The following is a 21489-nucleotide window of genomic DNA, read 5'->3' on the forward strand; positions in this document are numbered from 1 at the left end:
TTGAACTCGTCGCTGTAGCGATGGATCTTGCGAAGACCGGGCTTGGCCATCTGACACCTCTCGTTAGGTGAGGGTGTCAACAAAATCGGATGAGGTTCCGTCTGTGGAGAGGCGGCGTTGTTTGATTTGCGTGGTAACGGCAACGGCCAAGGCCCCAAGGCTAACGTTCAACGTGCAATCCAGCGTTCGCTGGAACGGTTTTAAGCCGAAGGGACTGAGCACCCCCTGTGAGGCGCCTGGCGATCCACACGCGTCATCGATTCGGCGCCCGTGCATCCGGCGACACGTGACTCAGAACAGATCACCCTGCGGCGACGGCTTGCGCGGCGCCACGAACTTGCTGCTGTCCAGCGGCGGCAGCCGGCCGAAACCGATGCGCTTGTGCGCCTTGGCGAAGCGCTGGGCGATCAGCTGCGCGAAAGGGCCTTCGCCGCGCATGCGCTTGCCGAACGCGCTGTCGTAATCCTTGCCGCCGCGCATCTGCCGGATCAGGCTCATGACGTGCTCGGCGCGTTCCGGGTAGTGCAGCTCCAGCCACTCGCGCCAGACCTGCTTGAGCTCGTGCGGCAGTCGCAGCAGCACGTAGCTGGCCGAGCGCGCGCCGGCATCGAACGAGGCTTGCAGGATCCGCTCGATCTCATGGTCAGTGATCATCGGCACCACCGGCGCCACCATCACCCCGACCGGCACGCCGGCCTGGCTCAGCGTGCGCATTGCCTTGAGCTTGCTGTGCGGCGCCGACGCGCGCGGCTCCATACGGGCCGCGAGTCGGTTGTCGAGTGTGGTCACCGAGAAGTACACCGTGACCAGCTGATCACGCGCGAGCGCGCTCAGCACGTCAAGGTCGCGCTCGATCAACGCGCTCTTGGTGACGAAACTCACCGGATGTCTGCACTCGGCCAGTAGCTCCAGCACCTCGCGGGTGATCCGGTAGCGGCGCTCGATCGGCTGGTAGGCATCGGTATTGATGCCCAGCGCGATGGGCGACGGGCGGTAGCCGGGCTTGGCCAGCTCATGGCGCAGGCGCTCGGCGGCGTTGGTCTTGGCGAACAGCCGCGTCTCGAAATCCAGGCCGGGCGAGAGGTCCAGGTAGGCATGCGAGGGCCGGGCGAAACAGTACACGCAGCCGTGCTCGCAACCGCGGTACGGGTTGACCGACTGGCTGAAGCCGACGTCGGGCGAGTCGTTGCGGCTGATCACGCTGCGCGCGCGCTCCTCGCGCACCTGGGTCGCCGGATGCGGGGTATCGGCGAGGTCCTCGTAGACCGAGCCCCAGCCGTCGTCCTCGCCGTGCGCGGTGGTCACCGCGAAGCGACCGGTCACGCGCGAGGCGGCACCGCGGCCCTTGATCGGCGCCAATGCGGTGCGGGCGTCGATGTCGCCGGCGTCGCACTCGCGGCCGCTGGTTTTGCGGGCATCGTCCATGCCGCCTAGGCTACCCTCGCCCGGTCGCACGACCCGCGACGGCGCCTGAATCGTTCACGGATCTCCGATGCCCGACCCCCTGCTTGGCCTGTGGCAGTTCCTCCTGGCGATCCCGCATCTGGGCCTGTATGTCGCGCTCGGCTGGGCCGGCTACGTGATCTGGCTGGGTGGCTGGATCGTGCTGCAGAAGCGCGAACCGGCCGCGACCCTGAGTTGGCTGATCAGCTTGGCGGCGCTGCCGGTGCTGGGTTTTTTCATCTACTACTTCTTCGGCCCGCAACGCATCCAGCGGCAACGGCTGCGGCGCAATCGCACACGCGCCGCGTTGCCGTTGCTGCCGTCCGGGCTGTCGCCGAGCCCGGAAGCGATCGAACTGGCGTCGATCGGCCAGGCCACCACCGGACTGCCGCCGACTACGGCAACCGCCGTGCACCTGCTGGTCGACGGGGCGGCCAAATACCAGGCGGTACTCGCCGCAATCGCGCAGGCGCGCGAGCGCATCCACCTGGAGTACTACATCTTCGAACCCGATCGCACCGGCACGGCGCTGCGCGACGCCCTGATCGAACGCGCCCGGGCGGGCGTGCAGGTGCGGCTGCTGCTCGATGCGGTCGGCTCGGGCAACCTCAAGCAGGCGTTCGTGCAGCCGTTGCTCGATGCCGGCGGCGAGTTCGCGTGGTTCCACCCGATGCGCTTCCACCGGTTGTGGAAGCGGCCGTGGCTGAACCTGCGCACCCATCGCAAGATCCTGGTGATCGACGACGCCGTCGCCTTCACCGGCGGCATCAACATCACCGACGCGCAGGACGAGCGACTCGGCCAGACGGCCTATCGCGACCTGCACCTGCGCCTGGAAGGCGACGTGGTCCGCGAGCTGCAGCTGGTATTCATCGAGGACTGGGCCTACGCCACCGGGGGCAAGCCGCTGGCGCTGCCGAGCCGCACTGTGGAGGTGGGCACGATCGCCGCGCAGGTGGTGGTGTCAGGACCGGACTCACCGTGGGAGTCGATCCACCGGCTGCAAGTCAGCGCGATCCATGCGGCGCGGCGGCGGGTGTGGCTGGTCACGCCCTACTTCGTGCCGGGCGAGGCCGCGCGCATGGCGCTGACCTCGGCCGCGCTGGGCGGGCTGGATGTCCGGCTACTGGTGCCGAAGATGAGCGACAGCCGCCTGGTCACCTACGCCGCCCGCTCGTACTTCGACGAGTTGCTGACTGCCGGGGTCAAGATCTACGAGTACGGCCCGCGCCTGCTGCACAGCAAGGCGCTGCTGTGCGACGGCAACTTCGCGATCCTCGGCAGCGCCAACTTCGATCACCGCAGCTTCCGGCTCAACTTCGAGGTGTCGGTAATGTTCCTGGACACCGCCCTGGCGGAGCGCCTGACGGCGCTGATCGAAAACGAATGTGGCCAGTGCACGCCGGTTCACCACGACCGCGCCCGTCCGCTGTGGCGATCGCGGCTGCCCGAGGCGCTGGCACGGTTGGTGTCTCCGCTGCTGTAATCCGACCGGCGGCCGTCAAAGCCGTTCGGCGGGTGAACCAGGCCCGCCCGGACGGGTACACTCGTGTCGCCAATCGCTCGATCCGGAGCCCCGCAATGTTGCCCTGGCTGTTTCTGTTGCTGGCGCTGGCCGCGTTCGCGGTCGCGTTCAAGACCCCTTCGGTGGGCGTGCTTGTTGTCTGCCTGCTGGCCGCGTTCGCATTGATGCTGGCCTGGATCATCGGGCTGCTGCAGCAGCGCCTGGGCAGCCGCGGCCGGGACGAGTCGCAGATGATCGATCCGGTCGAACTGCGCCGCCTGCGCGAACAAGCCGAAGCGCGGAAGCTGGCCGAGTCGCAATCGGAGCCGCCGCGCTAGGCCAAGCCGGCGGATTTTTGGCGATGTCGCCAGCGGCCGCGCTTGTCGGGGTGACGGGCGCTGCGCCAACATGCGTGCCCGACACTCCAGGCCCGCCCGCATGACCGCACTGAGCGTCAACGTCAACAAGATCGCCGTGCTGCGCAATTCGCGCGGCGGCGCCGAACCCGACGTGGTGCGCGCGGCCGCCGAGTGCCTCGACGCCGGCGCCCATGGCATCACCGTGCATCCGCGGCCGGACGCGCGCCACATCCGTGCCGACGACGTGTACGCACTGGCCGAACTGACCCGCACCCGCGGCGTCGAGTTCAATCTGGAAGGCAACCCGTTCGCACCCGCACGCGACGGCTATCCGGGGTTGCTCGCGTTGTGTGCACGCGTGCGGCCGGCGCAGGTGACCCTGGTGCCGGACGACGATGGCCAGCTCACCTCCGACCACGGCTTTGATTTCCATCGCGACGCCGAGGCGCTGCGCCCCTTGATCGCCGACCTCAAGGACTGCGGGTGCCGGGTCAGCCTGTTCGCCGACGCCGATGGGGAGAATGGTGCCGCCGACCTCGAACGGGCGGCCGCGGCGGGCGCCGACCGGATCGAGTTGTATACCGGTCCTTACGCCGAGGCGGCCGTCTGCGGCAATGCGTCGGCGATGCTCGAACGGTTTGCCCGTACCGCACGCCGTGCCCGGGCCGCCGGGCTGGGGGTCAATGCCGGCCACGACCTCAGCCAGGCCAACCTGGCGATGTTCCTGCGCAGCGTACCCGGCGTGCTCGAGGTGTCGATCGGCCATGCGCTGATCGCCGAAGCGCTGTACGAGGGGCTCACCGGGACCGTTCGCGGTTATCTCGGGATACTCGGCTCCCTTCCCGCTGCCAAGGGTTGAGGCTATCGCGCTGGCGGGGGCCCTTCCCCCCAGCACCTGTCGGAGCTCCCATGGGCGCGACCTGATCCCACCCACCCGCGCGCCATGCGGCGCGGTCGCGCCCATGGGGCGCTCCTACAAAGTTCGTGGGCGGCATTATGACCGGGTCTCCCGGTAAACCCCTTGGACAAAAAAACGCCGCCCGGAGGCGGCGTTCACAACATCACGTCAGTACGCGTGGCACCTGATCAGTGGCGCCCTGATTCAATCACGGACAAAGCCGATCTTGTTCATCTGCGCGTTCTTCGCATGCGCCAGCACCTTGGCCAGAACGCCATAACTGGCTTCGGCATTGGTGTCGATTTCCAGCGTGGGCTGGTTGGTCGGATCACGCTCGACCTCGACCCGCATCAGGTTCGGCAATGCCGATACCGGCTGCGGCGCGTTGTTCCAGAACACCTGGCCGTTGGCATCGATCCGCAGGCTGATCGGCGGCGGCGGCTCCTGGGTCCGCGGTGGCGGGTTCAGGGTGCGCTGCGGCAGACCGACCTCGATCGGGTAAGTCTGGATCGGCGCGGTCACCATGAAGATGATCAGCAGCACCAGCATCACGTCGACCAGCGGCGTGACATTGATATCGGCCATTGCGCCGCCAGCGGCGTCGGAAGAAAAAGCCATCTCGTAATCTCCGGGTGACCGTTACTGTTCGCGGGTCGCGACGAAGCCGACCTTGCGCATGCCCTGATCCTGGGCGGTCTGCACCACGTCCTGCACGATCCGGTACTTGGTGTTGCGGTCACCACGCACGTTGATCTGCGGCTGCGGGGTTTTCTGCGCCTCCACCGAGAGCCTGCTCTCCAGCAGGCTCGGGGTGATCGGCTCGTCGTCCCAGAACAGCGAGCCGTCCTCGAGCACCGCCAGGTTGATCGGCGCTACCTCCACCCGGCTTTCCCTGTCGACCAGATTGGCTTCGGGCAGATCGATCTTGACCTTATGGGTCATCAGGGGAGCGGTGATCATGAAAATGATCAGTAGCACCAGCATCACGTCCACGAGGGGCGTGACGTTGATCGAGGCCATGGGCCCGCCGCTGTCATTGCCGGAACTGAAAGCCATGTCTGAACTCCAACGAGGCGTAGGTGACGGCGTCGCTTAACGCTTGACCGACAGGTCGCCGACGCGCGAGCCGGTGGCGAAGAAGTCGTGCAGGTCGTGCGCGAACGTGTCGAACTTGTTGTACGTGTTGCGGTTGATGCGGACAAAGAAGTTGTACGCCAGCACCGCCGGGATCGCGACGAACAGACCGATCGCGGTCATGATCAGCGCCTCGCCTACCGGACCGGCCACCGCCTGCATGGATGCATCGCCCGAAAGGCCGATGCGGATCAGCGCGTGATAGATGCCCCAGACGGTGCCGAGCAGACCGACAAACGGCGCGGTCGCACCGACCGAGGCGAGCAGGGTCATGCCGCTCTCCAGGCGACCGCTTTCGCGGGTGACCGCCTGACGCAGGGCACGGTCGACGAACTCGGAACGGTTCAGCGATTCGACCAGGCGCGAGCCTTCATTACGCTGGTGGTGCGACGCGGCCAGGGCGGCGTCGAGCGCGATCTTGGAGAACGGCTCACTGGCCGGCTGCTCTTCCATGTAGCGGATCGCGTCCTGCGCATTGGTGGTTTCCCAGAACGTGGTCATCACCCGGTCGGACCGGGACCGCATGCGCATGTTCTTGACCGCGTTGAAGATCATCCAGTACACGGACATTGCCGACATCACCACCAGGGTGATGAAGACGATCCACGACAGGGCGTCGAAGTGTTGGATCATGGCGCCGAAGCTCATCTGCTGGAGCGCTTCGGCGTTGGTGCCCCCGGCGGAGGCGGCGGTGGTGGGTTCCTGCAGCATGACGCTTACCTTCTGGATGTCGTGGAAGTGATGTCGTGTGAAGAAGCTTCGGGATGGAGCAACACAGGTCCTGACCGGCTGGAGCTAGCGGTCAAGATTAAAATCCACCGGGACCCGCACCCGGCTGGCAACCTGCTGACCATTCTGCACGGCCGGATTGAAGCGCCAGCGACGCGCGGCCTCGATCGCCGAGCGGTCCAGATCGCGGTTGCGGCTGGAGCGTTCGACTTCGACGTCGAGCACGTTGCCCTGAGCATCGATGCTGATGATCAGGATCACCGTGCCCTCGATGCCCGAGCGAACCGCGGCGGGCGGATAGCGCGGCGGGTTCATCGCGCGCGATGACGCGTCCACGCTGCCGATGGTGTTCGCCGGGGCCGGCGGGGCCGGCGGCGACGGCGGCGGCGCCGGAACATCGATCGGGCTCGGATCGTCGACGATGATCGGCGGATCTTCCGGCGGCGGCGGTAGCGGCGTCGGGGTTGGCGGCGCCAGGGTCCGCGGCGGTGGCGGCTCCTCGGGCGGCTCCGGCGGCGGCGGCGGCGGCGGTGGCGGCGGGGGTGGCGGCTGGACGATATTGACCAGCGTGACTTCCTCTTCCGGCTCGTCGGCCGGCGGTGGCGCCATCGGCGCCAGCAGGAGAAGCAGCGCCGCAGCGTGCACCGCGATCGCCATCGTGATCCCGGCAATACGTGCCCAGTTCAGTCCTTCGGCGTCGTCGTGTTTAGCGTTAATTTCGAGGTCTTGCGTCATGCGCCGTCAGCTCGGGGAGGTGATGCCGGACGCCAGGGGCGCGCGGTCGGTCGAATTGTTCCCGCAAGCGTGTAGCCGCGGGAACTTCCTAGGATATACCAAACTGCACCCGAGGTTCCAAGCACAACGTGGCGGTTTCGTGATGCGGATCAGGCGCTGGATCAGTTCCCTGGTAGCGCGAGGATCTTCCGTGCGTCTTCGGGGTCCTGCAGGCCTTTGTCGAGGGCCTGCTGGGCGGCGGCCTTGGCCTCGCCGATGCGGTCCTCCTGCCACAGCACCCGTGCCAGGTTCAGGAAAGTCTCGCCGTCGTCATCCAGCGGACCGGCCTTGCGATAGGCCTGGATCGCCGGATCGATCTGGTCGGAAAAGTAGTTGGCCTGGGCCAATGCGAGGTAGGTGTTGAAGTCTTCCTTCAACGCGCCCTTCTGCAGGCCCTCATTGATGACCTCGGCGGCCTCTCGCTCCTTGCCTTCCAGGTTGAGGTAGGTCGCATACAGCTGGCGGTACTCCGCTTCGTCGGTCAGTTGTCCGGCGGCGCGCACGCGCTCGAGTACGGCGGCGGCCTCGTCGGGCATGTCGCTTTGCTGGTAGATCGCCGCCAGATTCAGCTGCGAGCGCTTGTCGCCCGGGCTCTTGCTGGCGATTTGTTCTGCAAGACGCGCGGCTTCGGCGGTCTGCCCCGTCTCCGCATAGGCCGCCATCAGCAGCTGCATCCAATCGGCGCGCGGTTCCGGGGAGGCCTCCATGGCCCGTTTCAGGGCCTCGGCGGCTTCCGGATAGCGCTCCATGGCGTACAGCGCGTTGCCCTTCAGCGCGAGCGCTTCGGGATCATCGCTCCCGGATTCGGCCACATAGCGATCGAACGTCGCGATCGCCTGCTCGTACTGCTCCTGCTGCAGTTGCATCTGACCCAGCATCAGCATGGAGTTGAAGTGGTTGTTGTTGTCGAGGCCGTCGAACTCGAGCGCTTGCCGGAGGTAATCCATCGCAGCGGCGTTGTCTTCGGCCTCGTAACTTGCGTGCGCTGCGATCTGAGCTGCGATCGCCCGCTCATAGGCGTTGGCGCGTTCGTGGGCGATGATTTCTTCGGCGGCGGCGCGCGCCTCCGCAGACTTGCCTTCCTCGTGCAAGGAGATGAGCTTGTTGAGGGGTTTGGCCAGGCGCGAAGAAGCTTGTTGCTTCGAATTCTCGCGGGTGGCATTGGCATACTTCTCGACGACTTCCTGGTCATCCTGCTGCCTGCTCTCGGAACGCTCGCGGCGCTCCGCGCGTTCACGGGCCGCTTGCGCGGTCGCTTGCGACACCAGGCCGAACATCAGCACGACACCGATGGCGGCCGCAAGGATGCTGCGGTTGCGGAAGGGGGATGCATTCATGGGATCACCTTCGATCTACTGCCGATGGACGGTTCGGCGGGAAGAGGGGGCGGCGGCGGGGCAGTCACGCTACCAGAAACGCAGGCGCCGGCGATAGCCGATCGGGCGCAACCGCCACATTGTGTCCATTCGGTCGCGCTCAGCCGCACTGCGGGGTGCGTCCGGCGGCACGCGCCTGCTGGTACACCGGCGTTAGAACGCTGGCACGGCCACGAAGTTCCTGAATGCGCGACTGCGGGTCTGGATGGGTCGAGAGCCATTCCGGCGCGCGGCTGCCGCTGGCCCCCATCATGTTCTGCCACAGGTCGACCGCCTGCTGAGGGTTGAAACCGGCCTCGGCCATGAGCTGCTGTCCGACCACGTCGGCCTCGAGTTCCTGGGTGCGGCTGTTGGGTAGCAGGAACACGCTCTGGGCGAGCGCGCCGCCGAACTGACCGGTGGCATTGGCGGCGCCCTGCCCGTACTGCGATCCGACCAGCGCGCCGAGGATGCCGAGCCCGGCCTGGGCACCCATCTGCCGGGTGATGCGCTCGTCGTGGTGGCGCGACACGACGTGGCCGATCTCATGCGCGATGACCGCCGCCAGCTGGTCCTGGTTGCGCGCGACGCTGAAGATGCCGGTGTGGATACCGACCTTCCCCCCAGGCAGCGCAAAGGCGTTGGGGGACTCGTCGACGAACAGCGCCGATTCCCAGTTGGCCTGCCATTCGGCTGGCAGTTCGCGGGTGACCGCCTCGACCACGCAACGCACGTAGCGGGTCTGCCCGGCATCGCTGCTCTGCCGGTTGTTGGCCTTGGCCTCGGCGAAAGCGCGCGCGCCCAACTGGTTGAGCTCGGCTTGCGACACCGCCCCGACCTGTTGGGTGCGGCCGGTGGGCGAGGTCGTGGTCGCGCAGGAGGTGGCGGCGGCGGCGATCGCCACGGCCAGCAGTAGTTGCTTCATGAGGATCCCGTTGGGGTGGTGATCACCCGCTTGTAACCGCTGCGGCATCAACGGGCCGTCAATTCGGCCAGCCCGGTGGTCGCGCCGAAGCGCGCTCAGACGTCGAGGTTGGCGACCTTGAGTGCGTTGGACTCGATGAATTCGCGGCGCGGTTCGACCACGTCGCCCATCAGGCAGCTGAAGATCTGGTCGGCCGCGACCGCATCCTCGATCCGTACCTGCAGCAGGCGCCGGGTTTCGGGATTGACCGTGGTGTCCCACAGCTGCTCCGGGTTCATCTCGCCCAGACCCTTGAAGCGCTGGATCTGGCGACCCTTCTTGGCCTCATCCAGCAGCCAGGCCTGGGCCTGGGCGAAGCGGTCGATCGACTCGGCACGATTGCCGCGCAGGATTCTCGCGCCCTCGCGGACCAGGCCGTGCAGGCGCGAAGCGGCCTCGCGCAGGGCGCGCAACTCGCCGCCCTCGAATGCGGCCAGTGGCAGCACCTGGACCACCGTCTCGCCCATGTGCGTGCGCTTGACCAGCAGCGCGGCCGGGCGCAGGTCGTTGGGCAGTTGAAGTTCCAGCCGGTAGCGCGGCTTGCCCAGCCCGCTGCGGTTGAGGCGCTGCTCGAGCGCATCCAGTTCGTGGCGCTCATCGACATTCTGCAGCAGGTGCGCGCTGTCGAGCGGGGTGAAGTCGATCAGCGCCTCCAGCACGTGCGGGTCGTAGCGGTGCGCATTGCGCACGATCGTCTCGCGCGCGGCGGCGTAGACCAGCAGCAGTTTCTCCAGATTGGCGCCCTCGATCGCCGGCTCGCCATCGGCCGGGATCAGCGAGGCGCCCTCCACTGCGTTGCCGGCGAGATACGCGTCCAGCGCCGCGTCGTCCTTGAGGTAGATTTCGTTCTTGCCCTGCTTGATCTTGTACAGCGGCGGCAGGCCGATATAGATGTGTCCGCGCTCGATCAGTTCGGGCATCTGCCGGTAGAAGAACGTCAGCAGCAGGGTGCGGATGTGGCTGCCGTCGACGTCGGCGTCGGTCATCAGGATGATGCGGTGGTAGCGCAGCTTGTCGGGGTTGTACTCGTCCTTGCCGATGCCGGTGCCGAGCGCGGTGATCAGGGTGCCGACTTCGGCCGAGCCCAGCATGCGGTCGAAGCGCGCGCGCTCGACGTTGAGGATCTTGCCCTTGAGCGGCAGGATCGCCTGGGTCTTGCGGTTGCGGCCCTGCTTGGCCGAGCCGCCGGCGGAGTCGCCCTCGACGATGAACAGCTCGGACTTGGCCGGGTCCTTTTCCTGGCAGTCGGCCAGCTTGCCGGGCAGGCCGGCAATGTCGAGCGCGCCCTTGCGGCGGGTCAGGTCACGGGCCTTGCGCGCGGCCTCGCGCGCGCGCGCCGCATCGACGATCTTGCCGGCGATGGCACGGGCCTCGTTGGGGTTTTCCTGCAGGAACTCCTCCAAACGTGCGCCGAACGTGTGCTCAACTACCGGCCTGACGTCGGAACTGACCAGCTTTTCCTTGGTTTGCGAGGAGAAGCTCGGATCCGGTACCTTGACCGACAGCACCGCGATCATGCCCTCGCGCATGTCATCGCCCGACAGCGCCACCTTGGCCTGCTTGGCGATGCCGTTCTGTTCGATGTAGTTGCTCAGCGTGCGGGTCAGCGCGGCACGGAAACCGATCAGGTGGGTGCCGCCGTCCTTCTGCGGGATGTTGTTGGTGAAGCAGAACATCGTTTCCTGATAGGCATCGGTCCACTGCAGGGCGACATCGACCGTGATCCCGTTCATCTCACCGGTTACCGAGATGACGTTGGGGTGCAGCGGGGTCTTGAGTTGCGCCAGGTGCTCGACGAAGGAGCGGATGCCGCCCTCGTACTGGAACACGTCGCGCTTGCCCTCGCCACGCTCGTCGACCAGGGTGATCTTGACCCCGGAGTTCAGGAACGACAGCTCGCGCAAGCGCTTGGCGAGGATGTCGTAGTGGAATTCGACGTCGCTGAAAATCGCCACCGCCGGCTTGAAGCGCAGCAGGGTGCCGCGCTTGTCGGCCGCCTCCAGCTGCTTGAGCGGGTACAGCGGCTCGCCCAGTGCGTATTCCTGCCGGTAGTGGTGGCCGTCGCGCCAGACGTCCAGCCACAGATGCTCCGACAGCGCGTTGACCACCGAGACGCCGACGCCGTGCAGGCCGCCGGAGACCTTGTAGCTGTTGTCGTCGAACTTACCGCCGGCATGCAGCACGGTCATGATGACTTCGGCCGCGGAGACGTTCTCTTCCTTGTGGATGTCGACCGGGATGCCACGGCCGTTGTCGGATACACCGACCGAGCCGTCCTCGTGCAGCGTGACGATCACATCATCGGCATGCCCGGCCAGCGCCTCGTCAATCGCGTTGTCGACCACCTCGAACACCATGTGGTGCAGGCCGGTGCCGTCGTGGACATCGCCGATGTACATGCCGGGGCGCTTGCGCACGGCTTCGAGCCCGCGCAAGACGGTGATCTTGCTGGAGTCGTATGCCTGGGAGATGACGGGGGCGTCGGTCGACGCGTCGGACGAGGGGTCGTGCTCGGTCTGGATCATTGCGGCAACAGGCTCCGACGACGCGTCCGCGGGCTCGCCGGGGCGTCGAGACACATTAAATATACGTGTGCGCAGTATAGCAGTCGGGGCCGGCTGCTCGGGTTCCGGATGAACCATGGACTGAACCGTGAGGCTATCGGGTCAGCGCTTGGGCGAGGCGCGCTACCCAGTCCGCATGTGGTGGCGCTCGTCTTACGGAGACGCTTCCACGCGCTTAATCGCGCCTTGTTCCACGTGGAACCTCGCACCCTGTCGGAACCAGGCTGCATCAAGGGCCGAGGGTGCTTCGGTGCCGGTCAGGAACACCTGCGCCGGGGTCCCCGCCAGCTTTTCGAGCACGCGGTGCTGGTGACGGCGATCCAGTTCGGAGCCGAGGTCGTCCAATGCGATAACCGGCCAGTCGCCTGCGGTCCCGGCATGATGCGAGGCCTGGCCCAGAATGGCGGCGAGCGCGGTCAGCTTGGCTTGCCCGCGCGACAACGCCTCCCGCCCCGGCAGGGCCGAAAGCACCAGGCGCCAGTCGGCCCGGTGCGGGCCCACCGAAGTGAAACCCGCAGCCAGATCCCGGTCGCGCGCCAGCAGCAGCGCATCGGCCAGCGAATAATTCTCACGCCTCCACCCCGGGTGGTATTCCAGCCGGGTGTCGGCCAGTTGTGGGGTCAACTCGGCCAGCACGGTGGCGAAGTGCGGCTGCAACGCATCCAGATACAACTGGCGCCGGCGGCTCAACGGCTCGCCCGCCTCGGCAAGCTCGTGTTCCCAGGCATCGAGCTGCGCGTCAGGGCGCCGCGTCTTCAGCAGCGCGTTGCGTTGTTTGAGCGCCCGGGCATAGCGGCGCCACTGGGGCAGGAACTCGTGTTCCACGTGGAACAGGCCCCAATCGAGGTAGCGCCGGCGGTTCTCGGCGCCGCCGGTGATCAGGGCATGGCTGCCAGGCTCAAACGTCACCACCGCCAGCGCCGCGCACAGTTCACCCAGGTGCGCTACCGCAGCCCCGTCGAGCCGTCCCTGCCAAGCGTCCCCGCTGTGTCGGAGCCCGGCCTTGTGCAGGCGCGCGGCAGGCCCGCCGGTAATCTCAGGCTCCGTGCCGGCTGGGGCCAGGGATCGAGTTCCGCTGCGCCATTCGAGGAACACCTCCACGGCAGGGGCTCCCGCCTTGATCACGCCATCGCGGACCCGGCCCCGGAAGCTGCGGCCGTACCCCATCAGGTGAAGCGCTTCCAGCACGCTGGTCTTGCCCGCGCCGTTCTCGCCGGTGATCAGATTGAGTCCGGGGGAGGGCGCGAAGCTGACTTCGTCGAAGCGGCGCAAACCGCGGATGTCGAGCCGGGTGACCTGCATGGTTCAAATATCAATGAGCGCAAAAGAAAGCGCCCGGACGAGCCGGGCGCGAATACTGGAAGTGCGTTCCACGTGGAACATTAGCGGCGCACGAGCCGCCACTCAGAGTCGCAACGGCATCACCACGTGCCGGCACTTGTCGTTGGCCGCTTCGCGCAGCAGCGCCGAGGAGTTGGCATCGCGCAGGGCCAGTACCACCTGCTCGTCGCGCAGCGCGCTGAGGGCATCGAGCAGGTAATTGACGTTGAACCCCACGGCCAGATCGTCGACCTTGGTCTCGGCCTCGACCTCTTCCTGCGCCTCTTCCTGCTCGGGGTTGTGCGCGCTGATCTTGAGCTGACCCGGTGACACCTCGATCCGGACCCCGCGGTACTTCTCGTTGGACAGGATCGCCGCACGCTGCAGCGATGCACGCAGGACCTCGCGGTCGATCAGCACTTCCTTGTCCGCGCCGATCGGTATCACCGCCTCATAGTCCGGGAAGCGCCCGTCAATCAACTTGCTGGTGAAGGTGACATCGTCGCGCTTGACCCGGATGTGGCCGCGGCCCATCTCGATCTCGATTTCGCGGTCGCCGCCCTCCAGCAGGCGCTGCAACTCGGTCACGCCCTTGCGCGGCACGATGATCTGCCGTTTGGTCTGGGCACTGCCCTCGTACTCGGCCTCGCACAGGGCGAGGCGATGGCCGTCGGTGGCAACGCAACGCAGGCTGTCCTCGCGCAGGTCGAACAGCAGGCCGTTGAGGTAATAGCGCACGTCCTGCTGGGCCATCGCAAACGCGGTGCGCTCGATCAGCTCCTTGAGCGAAGCCTCCGGCACGCGCACGCGTTCGGTCGCTTCGACCTCGTCGATGGAGGGGAAGTCATTGGCCGGCAGACTCGCCAGGGTGAAGCGCGAACGGCCGGCCTGGACCGCCACCTTTTCGCCTGCCTGCGACACGGTGATCTTGCTGCCGTCGGGCAGGGCGCGGACGATCTCGAACAGCTTGCGCGCCGGAATCGTGATCTCGCCGTCCTCGGCGTCCTCGACCATGACCCGCGAGACCATCTCGACCTCCAGGTCGGTACCGGTCAGCGAGAGCTGGCCGTCGCGGACCTGCACCAGCAGGTTGGCCAGGACCGGCAAGGTCTGCCGGCGTTCGACCACGTTGACCACTTGCGCCAACGGTTTCAGGAAGATTTCGCGCTGCAGGCTGAAACGCATGTGGACCCCTTTTCCCCATGATGACTGGGGCCGGAGCTCCAGTACGAAAGATTGGATAAATCAAAAGCCTGGTGGTGATGGTGTCACCGAAACCGCGGGAGAACTCATCCAACCGATTGATATAAAAAGGTAAATCCCGATTATGAACCCCGGTAAAACCACCCCTGAAGCGCCATGACAACCTGTGGACAACTTTGGGCGGTGCAGTGGTCCTGCACTTTATCCACAACTTGCAGGCACTTCATACACCAACTTGCCACTTCCCGCCGATCTCACTCGCTGAGCTTGCGGATCAGCTTGTCCCAGTCCTCGCGCAGCTTGCCGTCGGTCTCCATCAACGTGCGGATCTGCCGGCAGGCGTGCAGCACGGTGGTGTGGTCGCGCCCGGCGAACGCGTCGCCGATCTCCGGCAGGCTGTGCTCGGTCAGCTCCTTGGTCAGCGCCATGGCCATCTGGCGCGGCCGGGCGAGCGAGCGAGTCCGCCGTTTCGACAACAAGTCCTTGATCTGAAGGCCATAGTAGTCTGCCACGGTCTTCTGGATGTTGGGGATGCCAATGGACTGCTGCTGCGCGCGCAACAGGTCGCGCAGGGTTTCCTGGGCGAACTCGGGCGTGATCGCGCGTCCGGTGAAGTTGGCGCGGGCGGCCAGCGTGTTGAGCGCACCTTCCAGGTCGCGCACGTTGGAGCGCATCTTCTTGGCCAGCAGGAACGCAACTTCCTCGGGAATCAGGGTGCCGCGCTCCTTGGCCTTGGACAGCACGATCTGCGCGCGGGTTTCGAAGTCCGGCGGCTCGATCGCCACGCTCAGGCCCCAGGCCAGGCGCGACTTCAGCCGGGGCTCCAGCCCCTCGACCTCTCGCGGGTAGCGATCGCAGGTCAGGATGATCTGTTGCTTGCCGTCGAACAGCGCATTGAAGGTGTGGAAGAACTCCTCCTGCGTGCGGTCCTTGCCGGCGAAGAACTGGATGTCGTCGATCAGCAGCGCGTCGACCTGCTGGAACTGGCGCTTGAAGCCGTCCATCGCCTTTTCCTGCAGGGCCTTCATCATCGCGCTGAAGAACTGCTCGCTGCGCAGGTACATCACCCGGGTGCCGGGATTGGCCGCGCGCATGGCGTTGCCGGCGGCGAACATCAGGTGGGTCTTGCCCAGCCCGGTGCCGCCGTAGAGCAGCAGGGGATTGTGGGCGCGGTCGCCGGGCTTCAGCGCGGCCTGTCCGGCCGCGGCGCGGCCGAGCTGGTTGCTGCGGCCTTCCACGAAATTTTCGAAGGTGTAGTGGCTGTCGAGATGGCCGTTGAAAGTCTCGATCGCCAAGGTGGCGGCCGCGCGGGGCGCCGAGGCCGGTTCGGCCAGGCGCGGCGCGGCGGCGCGTGGCAGCGAACCGACCTCGAGGCTCACCTCGCCGCTGCCGGAAAAGTGCGCCAGCAACTCGCGGATACGCGCCAAGTAGCGCTCGCGCACGTGTTCGACCACGAAAGCGTTGGGCGCGTAGAGCACGGTGCCGTCATGGCGCCGCAGGGCCTGCAGCGGCTTGAGCCAGGTGTGGACGTCCTCGGCCGGGAATTCGGCTTCGAGGCGTTCGAGGCAGCGGGGCCAGACGTCCATAGATGTTGTGCGCGGGTTCTTGATGGCGAAGCGGCTCCAAGCGCGACGCCGGGGCATCGCGCCGCAGGCCGGCGACGGGTCGGCCAGACTAGCACCGGCGCGGGGGCAGGAACAGGCAACAGATGGTGCGGCTGGAAAGTTGCAAGTCGGGACTCGGGACTCGGGACTCGGGCGGTTTCTTCGAAACCGTCACACCAGCAGTCGCTGGTATGCACTTGATTGTGGTCGCGCCTTCGCTTCGCCTTGGCCTGGGCCGTTCAGTAGCTGATCTGAAATAAGCAACCGCGGAACCGAACGCCATCTCGACTCTTGGCCGACCATGCTCTTCCGAGTCCCGAGTCCCGAGTCCCGAGTCCCGAGTCCGAGTCCCGTAGTCCGGGTGCGGCAAGTCAGAGCCCGCGGCAGTTGACCCCGCGACCGCCGCGCCGCTAGACTTGCCGGTCTTATTCGCCGTCAACGCAGAGCCGCATCATGGCCACCAAGCGCACTTACCAGCCCAGCAACCTCAAGCGCAAGCGCGACCACGGCTTCCGTGCCCGCATGGCGACGGCCGACGGCCGCAAGATTCTGGCGCGCCGCCGCGCCAAGGGTCGCAAGCGTCTCTGCGCCTAAGCGCGTCGACTGCCTTGCCACGGCCGCCCCGCGTGGCCGTTCGTGTCCGATGACTTCGACCCGCTTCCCGCGCACCGCGCGGGTGCGCGCGCGTTCCGACTTCGACCGTATCTTCAAGCATGGCCGGCGCGTGGCGCTGCCCGTGCTTGCTTTGCATTTCCAGGCTCGCGACGACCTGCCCGCCGAGGGCGAGGCCCGGCTCGGTCTGGCGGTTTCGCGCAAGGTCGACCCGCATGCGGTCGGCCGCAACCGGATCAAGCGCGTGCTGCGCGACCTGTTCCGCCATCAGCGCGCCGGTCTGGCCGCCGGTGACTACGTCGTGGTCGCCCGTCCCGGTGCTTCGCAATGCAATGGTGTGCAGTTGCGCGAGGCCCTGCTGCGGCTGCTGCAGCGTGCCGGCGCGTTGCCGGTGTCTTCCCCGGACGGCACAATGCCGGCCGCTCCCCCTGCTACCGACCCCGCGCCGGACCTGCGTCCCGGCTGAGTCGCTGCTGCCCATGAACATCCACGCGTGACCTGCCGCCCATGAACCAGACCCGTGTCTTCCTGATCTTCGCCTGGCTGATGGTGGCGACCCTGCTGTGGATGGAGTGGGACAAAGATCAGACCGCTCCGCCGCCGACCACGACAGCCGTCACCAACGAGGTCGCCAACAGTACCGTCCCCAACGCCGCCAGCGGCAACACGCCCACCGTGCCCGATGCACCGGCAGCGCTGCCGGACCTTGCCGTGCCTCCGGCCGATGCCGCCGCTGGATCCGCGCCCGATGTCGCGGCGACTCCGGCCGTCACGGTCGACACCGACGTGCTCAGCGTGGTCATGGACGGCGGCGAACTACGCCAGGCCGACTTGATCGGGTATCCATCCGAGGCTGAGGCCGGCAGCGCACCGGTACGGTTGTTCGCCCGCGATCCAGCCAACTATTTCGTCGCCCAGAGCGGTTGGACCAGCAGCGCCAATCCGGCCCCGACCCACGAGCAGGGCTTCGTGCTGGAAGGCGACGTCCGCCAGTTCACCCTCCGCCCCGGTCAGGACGCGGTGGTGGTGCCATTCGTCTGGACCGGACCGGACGGCGTGAGCATCCGCCGCAGCTACACCTTCCAGCGCGGCGAATACGCGGTGACTGTGCGCGATGAGGTCATCAATGCCGGCGATGCGCCGTGGCAGGGTTTCGTCTACCGCCAGCTCAGCCGCGTGCCGCGCGCGCTCACCAGCAGCGGCCCGATGAACGCCGAGCAGTACAGTTTCCAGGGGGCGGCGTGGTACAGCCCTGCCGAGAAATACGAAAAACGCGCGTTCGATGATTTCGTCGACGACGGCGCGCTCAACCGGCAGGTCGAAGGCGGCTGGATCGCGATGTTGCAGCACCACTTCTTCGCCGCGTGGATCCCCAGCGCCGAGGACACCAGCACCTTCGCTCTGGCGACCCCGACCGGCACCGGTGGCACCCAGTACCTGATCCGCGAGATCGGTCCGGGGCTGAACGTCGCCCCGGGCAGCCGCGCCGCCACCGAGGCACGGCTGTGGGTGGGGCCGAAGCTGGTCCGGCAGATCCAGGCGCAGGGCGTGCCCGGCCTGGACCGCGCGGTCGACTTCAGCCGCTTCAGCATTCTGGCCACGCTGGGCAGCTGGCTGTTCTGGCTGCTGTCGTTCATCCACGACCTGGTCGGAAACTGGGGCTGGGCGATCATCGGACTGGTGGTCGTGATCAAGCTGGCGATGTATCCGCTGTCGGCCGCGCAGTACAAGTCGATGGCGAAGATGCGCAAGTTCCAGCCGCGCATCGCCCAGCTCAAGGAGCGCCACGGCGACGATCGCCAGAAGTTCCAGCAGGCGATGATGGAGTTGTACAAGAAGGAGAAGATCAACCCGGTCGGTGGCTGCCTGCCGCTGCTGCTGCAGATGCCGGTGTTCCTGGCGCTGTATTGGGTGCTGTTGGAATCAGTCGAGCTGCGCCATGCGCCGTGGGTCCTGTGGATCGACGACCTGACCGCGCGCGATCCGTTCTTCGTGCTGCCGGCGCTGAACATGGCGGTGATGTGGGCGACCCAGAAACTCAGTCCGATGTCGGGCATGGACCCGATGCAGCAGAAGATGATGCAGTTCATGCCGCTGGTGTTCGGCGTGATGTTCGCGTTCTTCCCGGCCGGCCTGGTGCTGTACTGGGTGACCAACGCCGGCATCGGCCTGCTGCAGCAGTGGTACATGACCAAGAAGTACGCCGAGGCGCCGGCCAAGGCGTAGCCTTCCTCGGGATTCGGGATTCGGGATTCGGGATTCGGGATTCGGGACTCGGGACTCGGGACTCGGAAAGTCAGGAGCGGGTTTGCAAAGGACGCAAAAATCGCAAAGAAGACCAGGGCAATTGCCCTGAGAACTTTTGCGCCTTTTGCGCCTTTTGCGGACCGCTCTACGCTTTTCCCGAGTCCCGAGTCCCGAGTCCCGAATCCCGAGTCCCGAGTCCCGAGCCCCGCGCCCCGCGCCCCGCGCCGGGAAGGCCTTCTGCCACCATGACGACATGAACCCAGCCGACCGCGACACCATCGCCGCGATCGCCACCGCGCCCGGCGCCGGTGGGGTCGGCATCGTGCGGCTGTCGGGTCCTGACGCCCAGCCGGTCGGCGAGGCGGTCAGCGGCCGCGCGCTGACGCCGCGCCATGCGCATCACGTGCGTTTTCGCGACGAGCACGGCGCCACGCTCGATGACGGCATCGCGCTGTACTTCGCCGCGCCGGCCAGTTACACCGGCGAGGACGTGGTCGAGCTGCAGGCGCATGGCAGCCCGGCGCTATTGCAGGAGTTGCTGACACGCTGCTGCGCGCTGGGCGCACGCCGCGCGCGTCCCGGCGAGTTCAGCGAGCGCGCGTTCCTGGAAGGCCGGCTCGACCTGGCGCAGGCCGAGGCGGTCGCCGACCTGATCGCCGCAAGCGACGCGCGCGCCGCCCGTGCCGCCCGTCGCGCCCTCGACGGCGAATTCTCGCGTCGCATCGAGGCACTCGCCGAGGACCTGCTCGCAATCCGCGTGCACGTCGAGGCCGCGATCGATTTCGCCGACGAGTCGCTCGATACGCTCGGCGGGGCCGCCCTGCGCGTGCGCTTCGATGCGCTCGCGCAGGCGCTGCAGGCGCTGCTCGCGGCGGCCGAACGAGGCCGACGCCTGCGCGACGGCCTGCACGCGGTGATCGTCGGGCCGCCCAATGCCGGCAAGAGTTCGCTGCTCAACGCGCTGGCCGGCAGCGAGCGCGCGATCGTCACCGACATCGCCGGCACCACCCGCGACCTGTTGCACGAGGTGGTGCGCATCGACGGCGTCGAGCTGACCCTGGTCGATACCGCGGGGTTGCGCCAGGGCGGCGACAGCATCGAGCGCGAAGGGATGCGCCGCGCGCGCGGCGAACTCGAGCGCGCCGACCTGGCGATCGTGGTGCTCGACGCGCGCGATCCCGACGCCGGGCGTGCGGCGGTGGCCGAGGCCATCAGCGGGGTCGGGCAGCGGCTGTGGCTGTACAACAAGGCCGACCTGCTGCCCGGCGGCGCGCCGAATGCACAGCCAGGCGACGCTCTGTACCTGTCGGCGCTGCACGGGGTCGGCCTGGACGCGCTGCACGCGCGACTGCGGCAGCTGGCGCACGGCGAGGATGCCGAAGCCGGCGGGGGTGAGTTCACCGCGCGGGCGCGGCATGTCGAGGCCCTGCACCGGGTGGTCGACGAGCTGGCCCAGGCGCGTCTGCAGCTCGACCACGAAGCGCTCGAGCTGGCCGCCGAGGCCCTGCGCCAGGCCCATGACGCGCTCGGCGAGATCACCGGCCGGGTCCGCGCCGACGATCTGCTCGGCAGCATTTTCTCGAGCTTCTGCATCGGCAAGTGACCGCCTGCGGCGCCGCCGACCGCGGCCTCCCGCGCTTGCCGAGTGCCCCGGATTCAGCCAGTAGAACTTGACAAAAGCGCCGCGCTGGAGCGTCCTAGTGCCCGTGCGCCCAGACGGCGTACTTCAGGGGAGCTTTGCCAATGACCGTCCAAAATCCGCAAGCCCGGCGATCGCGCCGGCTGTCCACCGTATCGAAAATGTCGCTGCTGCTGGCCCTGGGCCTGGCGCTGGCGGCCTGTAGCGACGATTCCGCCGCGCCGGATGCGGCCGTCGCGCCCGCCACCAGCGGCGCACCCGCGGCAACCGCCGCGCCGGCCGCGCCCGCCCGCACCGCGGCGATGAGCGTCGAGGAGCTGCGCGAGGCCGCGCGCACGGCCTACAGCGAGAATCGCCTGTACGCCCCGGCCGATGACAACGCGGTCGAGTACTACCTGGCGCTGCGCGAGAAGGCTCCGGCCGACGCCGGCGTCTCCAGCGCGCTGACCGATCTGCTGCCGATGACGGTGATTGCGACCGAACAGAGCGTGCAGCGCGAGGACTTCGATGAAGCCAGGCGCCTGGCCGGGCTGCTGCAGCGGATGGCGCCGCAACATCCGGCACTGGTGCGCCTGCAGGCGAGCATCGAGACCCGCAGCGTGGCGGTGGCCGAACGGGCCGAGCAGGAAGCGGCCAGCGCCGAGCAGCAGGCCGAGCGTCAGGCCGAGCTGGAGCGCGAGCGCCTGGCCCAGCAGCAACAGCAGCAACGCGAAGCCGCACGTGAGCTGGCCGCGCAGGAAGCGCGCGATGCCGCCGAGCAGGAAGCGGCGGATCAGTTGGCGGCCGAGCAGCAGGCCGCCGCGGAGGCGGCCGAAGCCACTGCTGCGCGGCGTGCCGCGCAGCAGGCCGCGGCACCGGCCACCGCCAGCGCCGCCGATTTGCGGGCGCTCTCCACCCCGGCGCCGCGTTACCCGCGCGAAGCCTTGCGTGCGGCGCAGGCGGGCGAAGTGCAGGTAGAGTTCACCGTCGGCACCGACGGCTCGGTGACGTCGGCACGGGTGGTGCGGGCCACGCCAGCGCGGGTGTTCGACCGCGAAGCGGTCAGTGCGGTGCGCGACTGGCGCTTCCAGCCACTGCCGGCGCCGGTCACCACCCGCCGTACGATCGCGTTCAACCCCGGTCAGTAGCAACGCGCCGGGA

19 protein-coding genes are annotated in these 21489 nt (G+C 67.4%); 8 read left to right on the forward strand and 11 right to left on the reverse strand.

The annotated features are described in order from the left end of the window. Positions 1-291 precede the first annotated feature (291 nt). Positions 292-1425 (reverse strand): PA0069 family radical SAM protein, encoded by a 1134-nt coding sequence (locus ACJQWM_RS13160; RefSeq protein ID WP_332707884.1) that lies wholly within the window; start codon positions 1423-1425, stop codon positions 292-294. Positions 1426-1492: 67 nt separating this feature from the next. Here ACJQWM_RS13160 and cls point away from each other — a divergent pair, with 67 nt between their 5' ends. From cls to ACJQWM_RS13175, 3 genes are all read left to right on the forward strand, one after another. Beyond that, complete coding sequence (gene cls, locus ACJQWM_RS13165; protein ID WP_332707882.1) at positions 1493-2929, forward strand: cardiolipin synthase; 1437 nt, start codon at positions 1493-1495, stop codon at positions 2927-2929. A gap of 98 nt (positions 2930-3027) precedes the next feature. Continuing rightward, positions 3028-3285: a hypothetical protein gene (locus ACJQWM_RS13170; protein WP_332707886.1), complete on the forward strand. Its 258-nt coding sequence runs from the start codon at positions 3028-3030 to the stop codon at positions 3283-3285. A gap of 100 nt (positions 3286-3385) precedes the next feature. Next, entirely contained in the window at positions 3386-4165 is a 780-nt protein-coding gene (locus ACJQWM_RS13175) for a pyridoxine 5'-phosphate synthase (RefSeq protein ID WP_332707880.1), read from the forward strand. Between the two features lie 243 nt (positions 4166-4408). Here ACJQWM_RS13175 and ACJQWM_RS13180 read toward each other — a convergent pair whose 3' ends face one another. The 10 genes from ACJQWM_RS13180 to dnaA all read right to left on the reverse strand — a co-directional run bounded on the left by ACJQWM_RS13180 (position 4409) and on the right by dnaA (position 15833). Then, positions 4409-4822, reverse strand: a complete 414-nt coding sequence (locus ACJQWM_RS13180) for an ExbD/TolR family protein (protein WP_332707878.1) — start codon at positions 4820-4822, stop codon at positions 4409-4411. Between the two features lie 21 nt (positions 4823-4843). Next, the gene (locus tag ACJQWM_RS13185) at positions 4844-5260 is read right to left on the reverse strand and encodes an ExbD/TolR family protein (RefSeq protein ID WP_332707876.1); all 417 of its coding nucleotides are present in this window, start codon (positions 5258-5260) and stop codon (positions 4844-4846) included. A gap of 36 nt (positions 5261-5296) precedes the next feature. After that, entirely contained in the window at positions 5297-6049 is a 753-nt protein-coding gene (locus tag ACJQWM_RS13190; RefSeq protein WP_332707874.1) for a MotA/TolQ/ExbB proton channel family protein, read from the reverse strand. 84 nt (positions 6050-6133) lie between these two features. After that, a complete protein-coding gene (locus tag ACJQWM_RS13195) occupies positions 6134-6802 on the reverse strand; it encodes an energy transducer TonB (protein ID WP_411306888.1) in 669 nt (222 codons plus the stop codon). 161 nt (positions 6803-6963) lie between these two features. Then, complete coding sequence (locus ACJQWM_RS13200; RefSeq protein ID WP_411306889.1) at positions 6964-8178, reverse strand: tetratricopeptide repeat protein; 1215 nt, start codon at positions 8176-8178, stop codon at positions 6964-6966. 139 nt (positions 8179-8317) lie between these two features. Then, positions 8318-9121: a M48 family metallopeptidase gene (locus tag ACJQWM_RS13205; RefSeq protein ID WP_332707458.1), complete on the reverse strand. Its 804-nt coding sequence runs from the start codon at positions 9119-9121 to the stop codon at positions 8318-8320. A 95-nt stretch (positions 9122-9216) separates the two neighbouring features. Beyond that, positions 9217-11685, reverse strand: a complete 2469-nt coding sequence (gene gyrB / locus ACJQWM_RS13210) for a DNA topoisomerase (ATP-hydrolyzing) subunit B (protein WP_332707455.1) — start codon at positions 11683-11685, stop codon at positions 9217-9219. 192 nt (positions 11686-11877) lie between these two features. Next, the gene (recF, locus tag ACJQWM_RS13215; RefSeq protein ID WP_332707452.1) at positions 11878-13026 is read right to left on the reverse strand and encodes a DNA replication/repair protein RecF; all 1149 of its coding nucleotides are present in this window, start codon (positions 13024-13026) and stop codon (positions 11878-11880) included. 102 nt (positions 13027-13128) lie between these two features. Next, positions 13129-14229: a DNA polymerase III subunit beta gene (dnaN, locus tag ACJQWM_RS13220; protein WP_332707449.1), complete on the reverse strand. Its 1101-nt coding sequence runs from the start codon at positions 14227-14229 to the stop codon at positions 13129-13131. 272 nt (positions 14230-14501) lie between these two features. Further along, positions 14502-15833 (reverse strand): chromosomal replication initiator protein DnaA, encoded by a 1332-nt coding sequence (dnaA, locus tag ACJQWM_RS13225; RefSeq protein WP_332707446.1) that lies wholly within the window; start codon positions 15831-15833, stop codon positions 14502-14504. A 471-nt stretch (positions 15834-16304) separates the two neighbouring features. Here dnaA and rpmH point away from each other — a divergent pair, with 471 nt between their 5' ends. From rpmH to ACJQWM_RS13250, 5 genes are all read left to right on the forward strand, one after another. Then, entirely contained in the window at positions 16305-16445 is a 141-nt protein-coding gene (gene rpmH / locus ACJQWM_RS13230) for a 50S ribosomal protein L34 (RefSeq protein WP_031374044.1), read from the forward strand. 49 nt (positions 16446-16494) lie between these two features. After that, the gene (gene rnpA / locus ACJQWM_RS13235) at positions 16495-16929 is read left to right on the forward strand and encodes a ribonuclease P protein component (RefSeq protein WP_332707443.1); all 435 of its coding nucleotides are present in this window, start codon (positions 16495-16497) and stop codon (positions 16927-16929) included. Positions 16930-16970: 41 nt separating this feature from the next. Beyond that, a complete protein-coding gene (gene yidC, locus ACJQWM_RS13240) occupies positions 16971-18689 on the forward strand; it encodes a membrane protein insertase YidC (RefSeq protein ID WP_332707440.1) in 1719 nt (572 codons plus the stop codon). Positions 18690-18963: 274 nt separating this feature from the next. Beyond that, positions 18964-20313, forward strand: a complete 1350-nt coding sequence (mnmE, locus tag ACJQWM_RS13245) for a tRNA uridine-5-carboxymethylaminomethyl(34) synthesis GTPase MnmE (protein WP_332707437.1) — start codon at positions 18964-18966, stop codon at positions 20311-20313. A gap of 140 nt (positions 20314-20453) precedes the next feature. Then, the gene (locus ACJQWM_RS13250; RefSeq protein WP_411306890.1) at positions 20454-21476 is read left to right on the forward strand and encodes an energy transducer TonB; all 1023 of its coding nucleotides are present in this window, start codon (positions 20454-20456) and stop codon (positions 21474-21476) included. Positions 21477-21489 lie beyond the last annotated feature (13 nt).

Origin of the sequence: Novilysobacter longmucuonensis (genome assembly GCF_046600735.1) — a bacterium.
In the GTDB taxonomy this organism is placed as follows: Bacteria; Pseudomonadota; Gammaproteobacteria; order Xanthomonadales; family Xanthomonadaceae; genus Novilysobacter_A; species Novilysobacter_A longmucuonensis.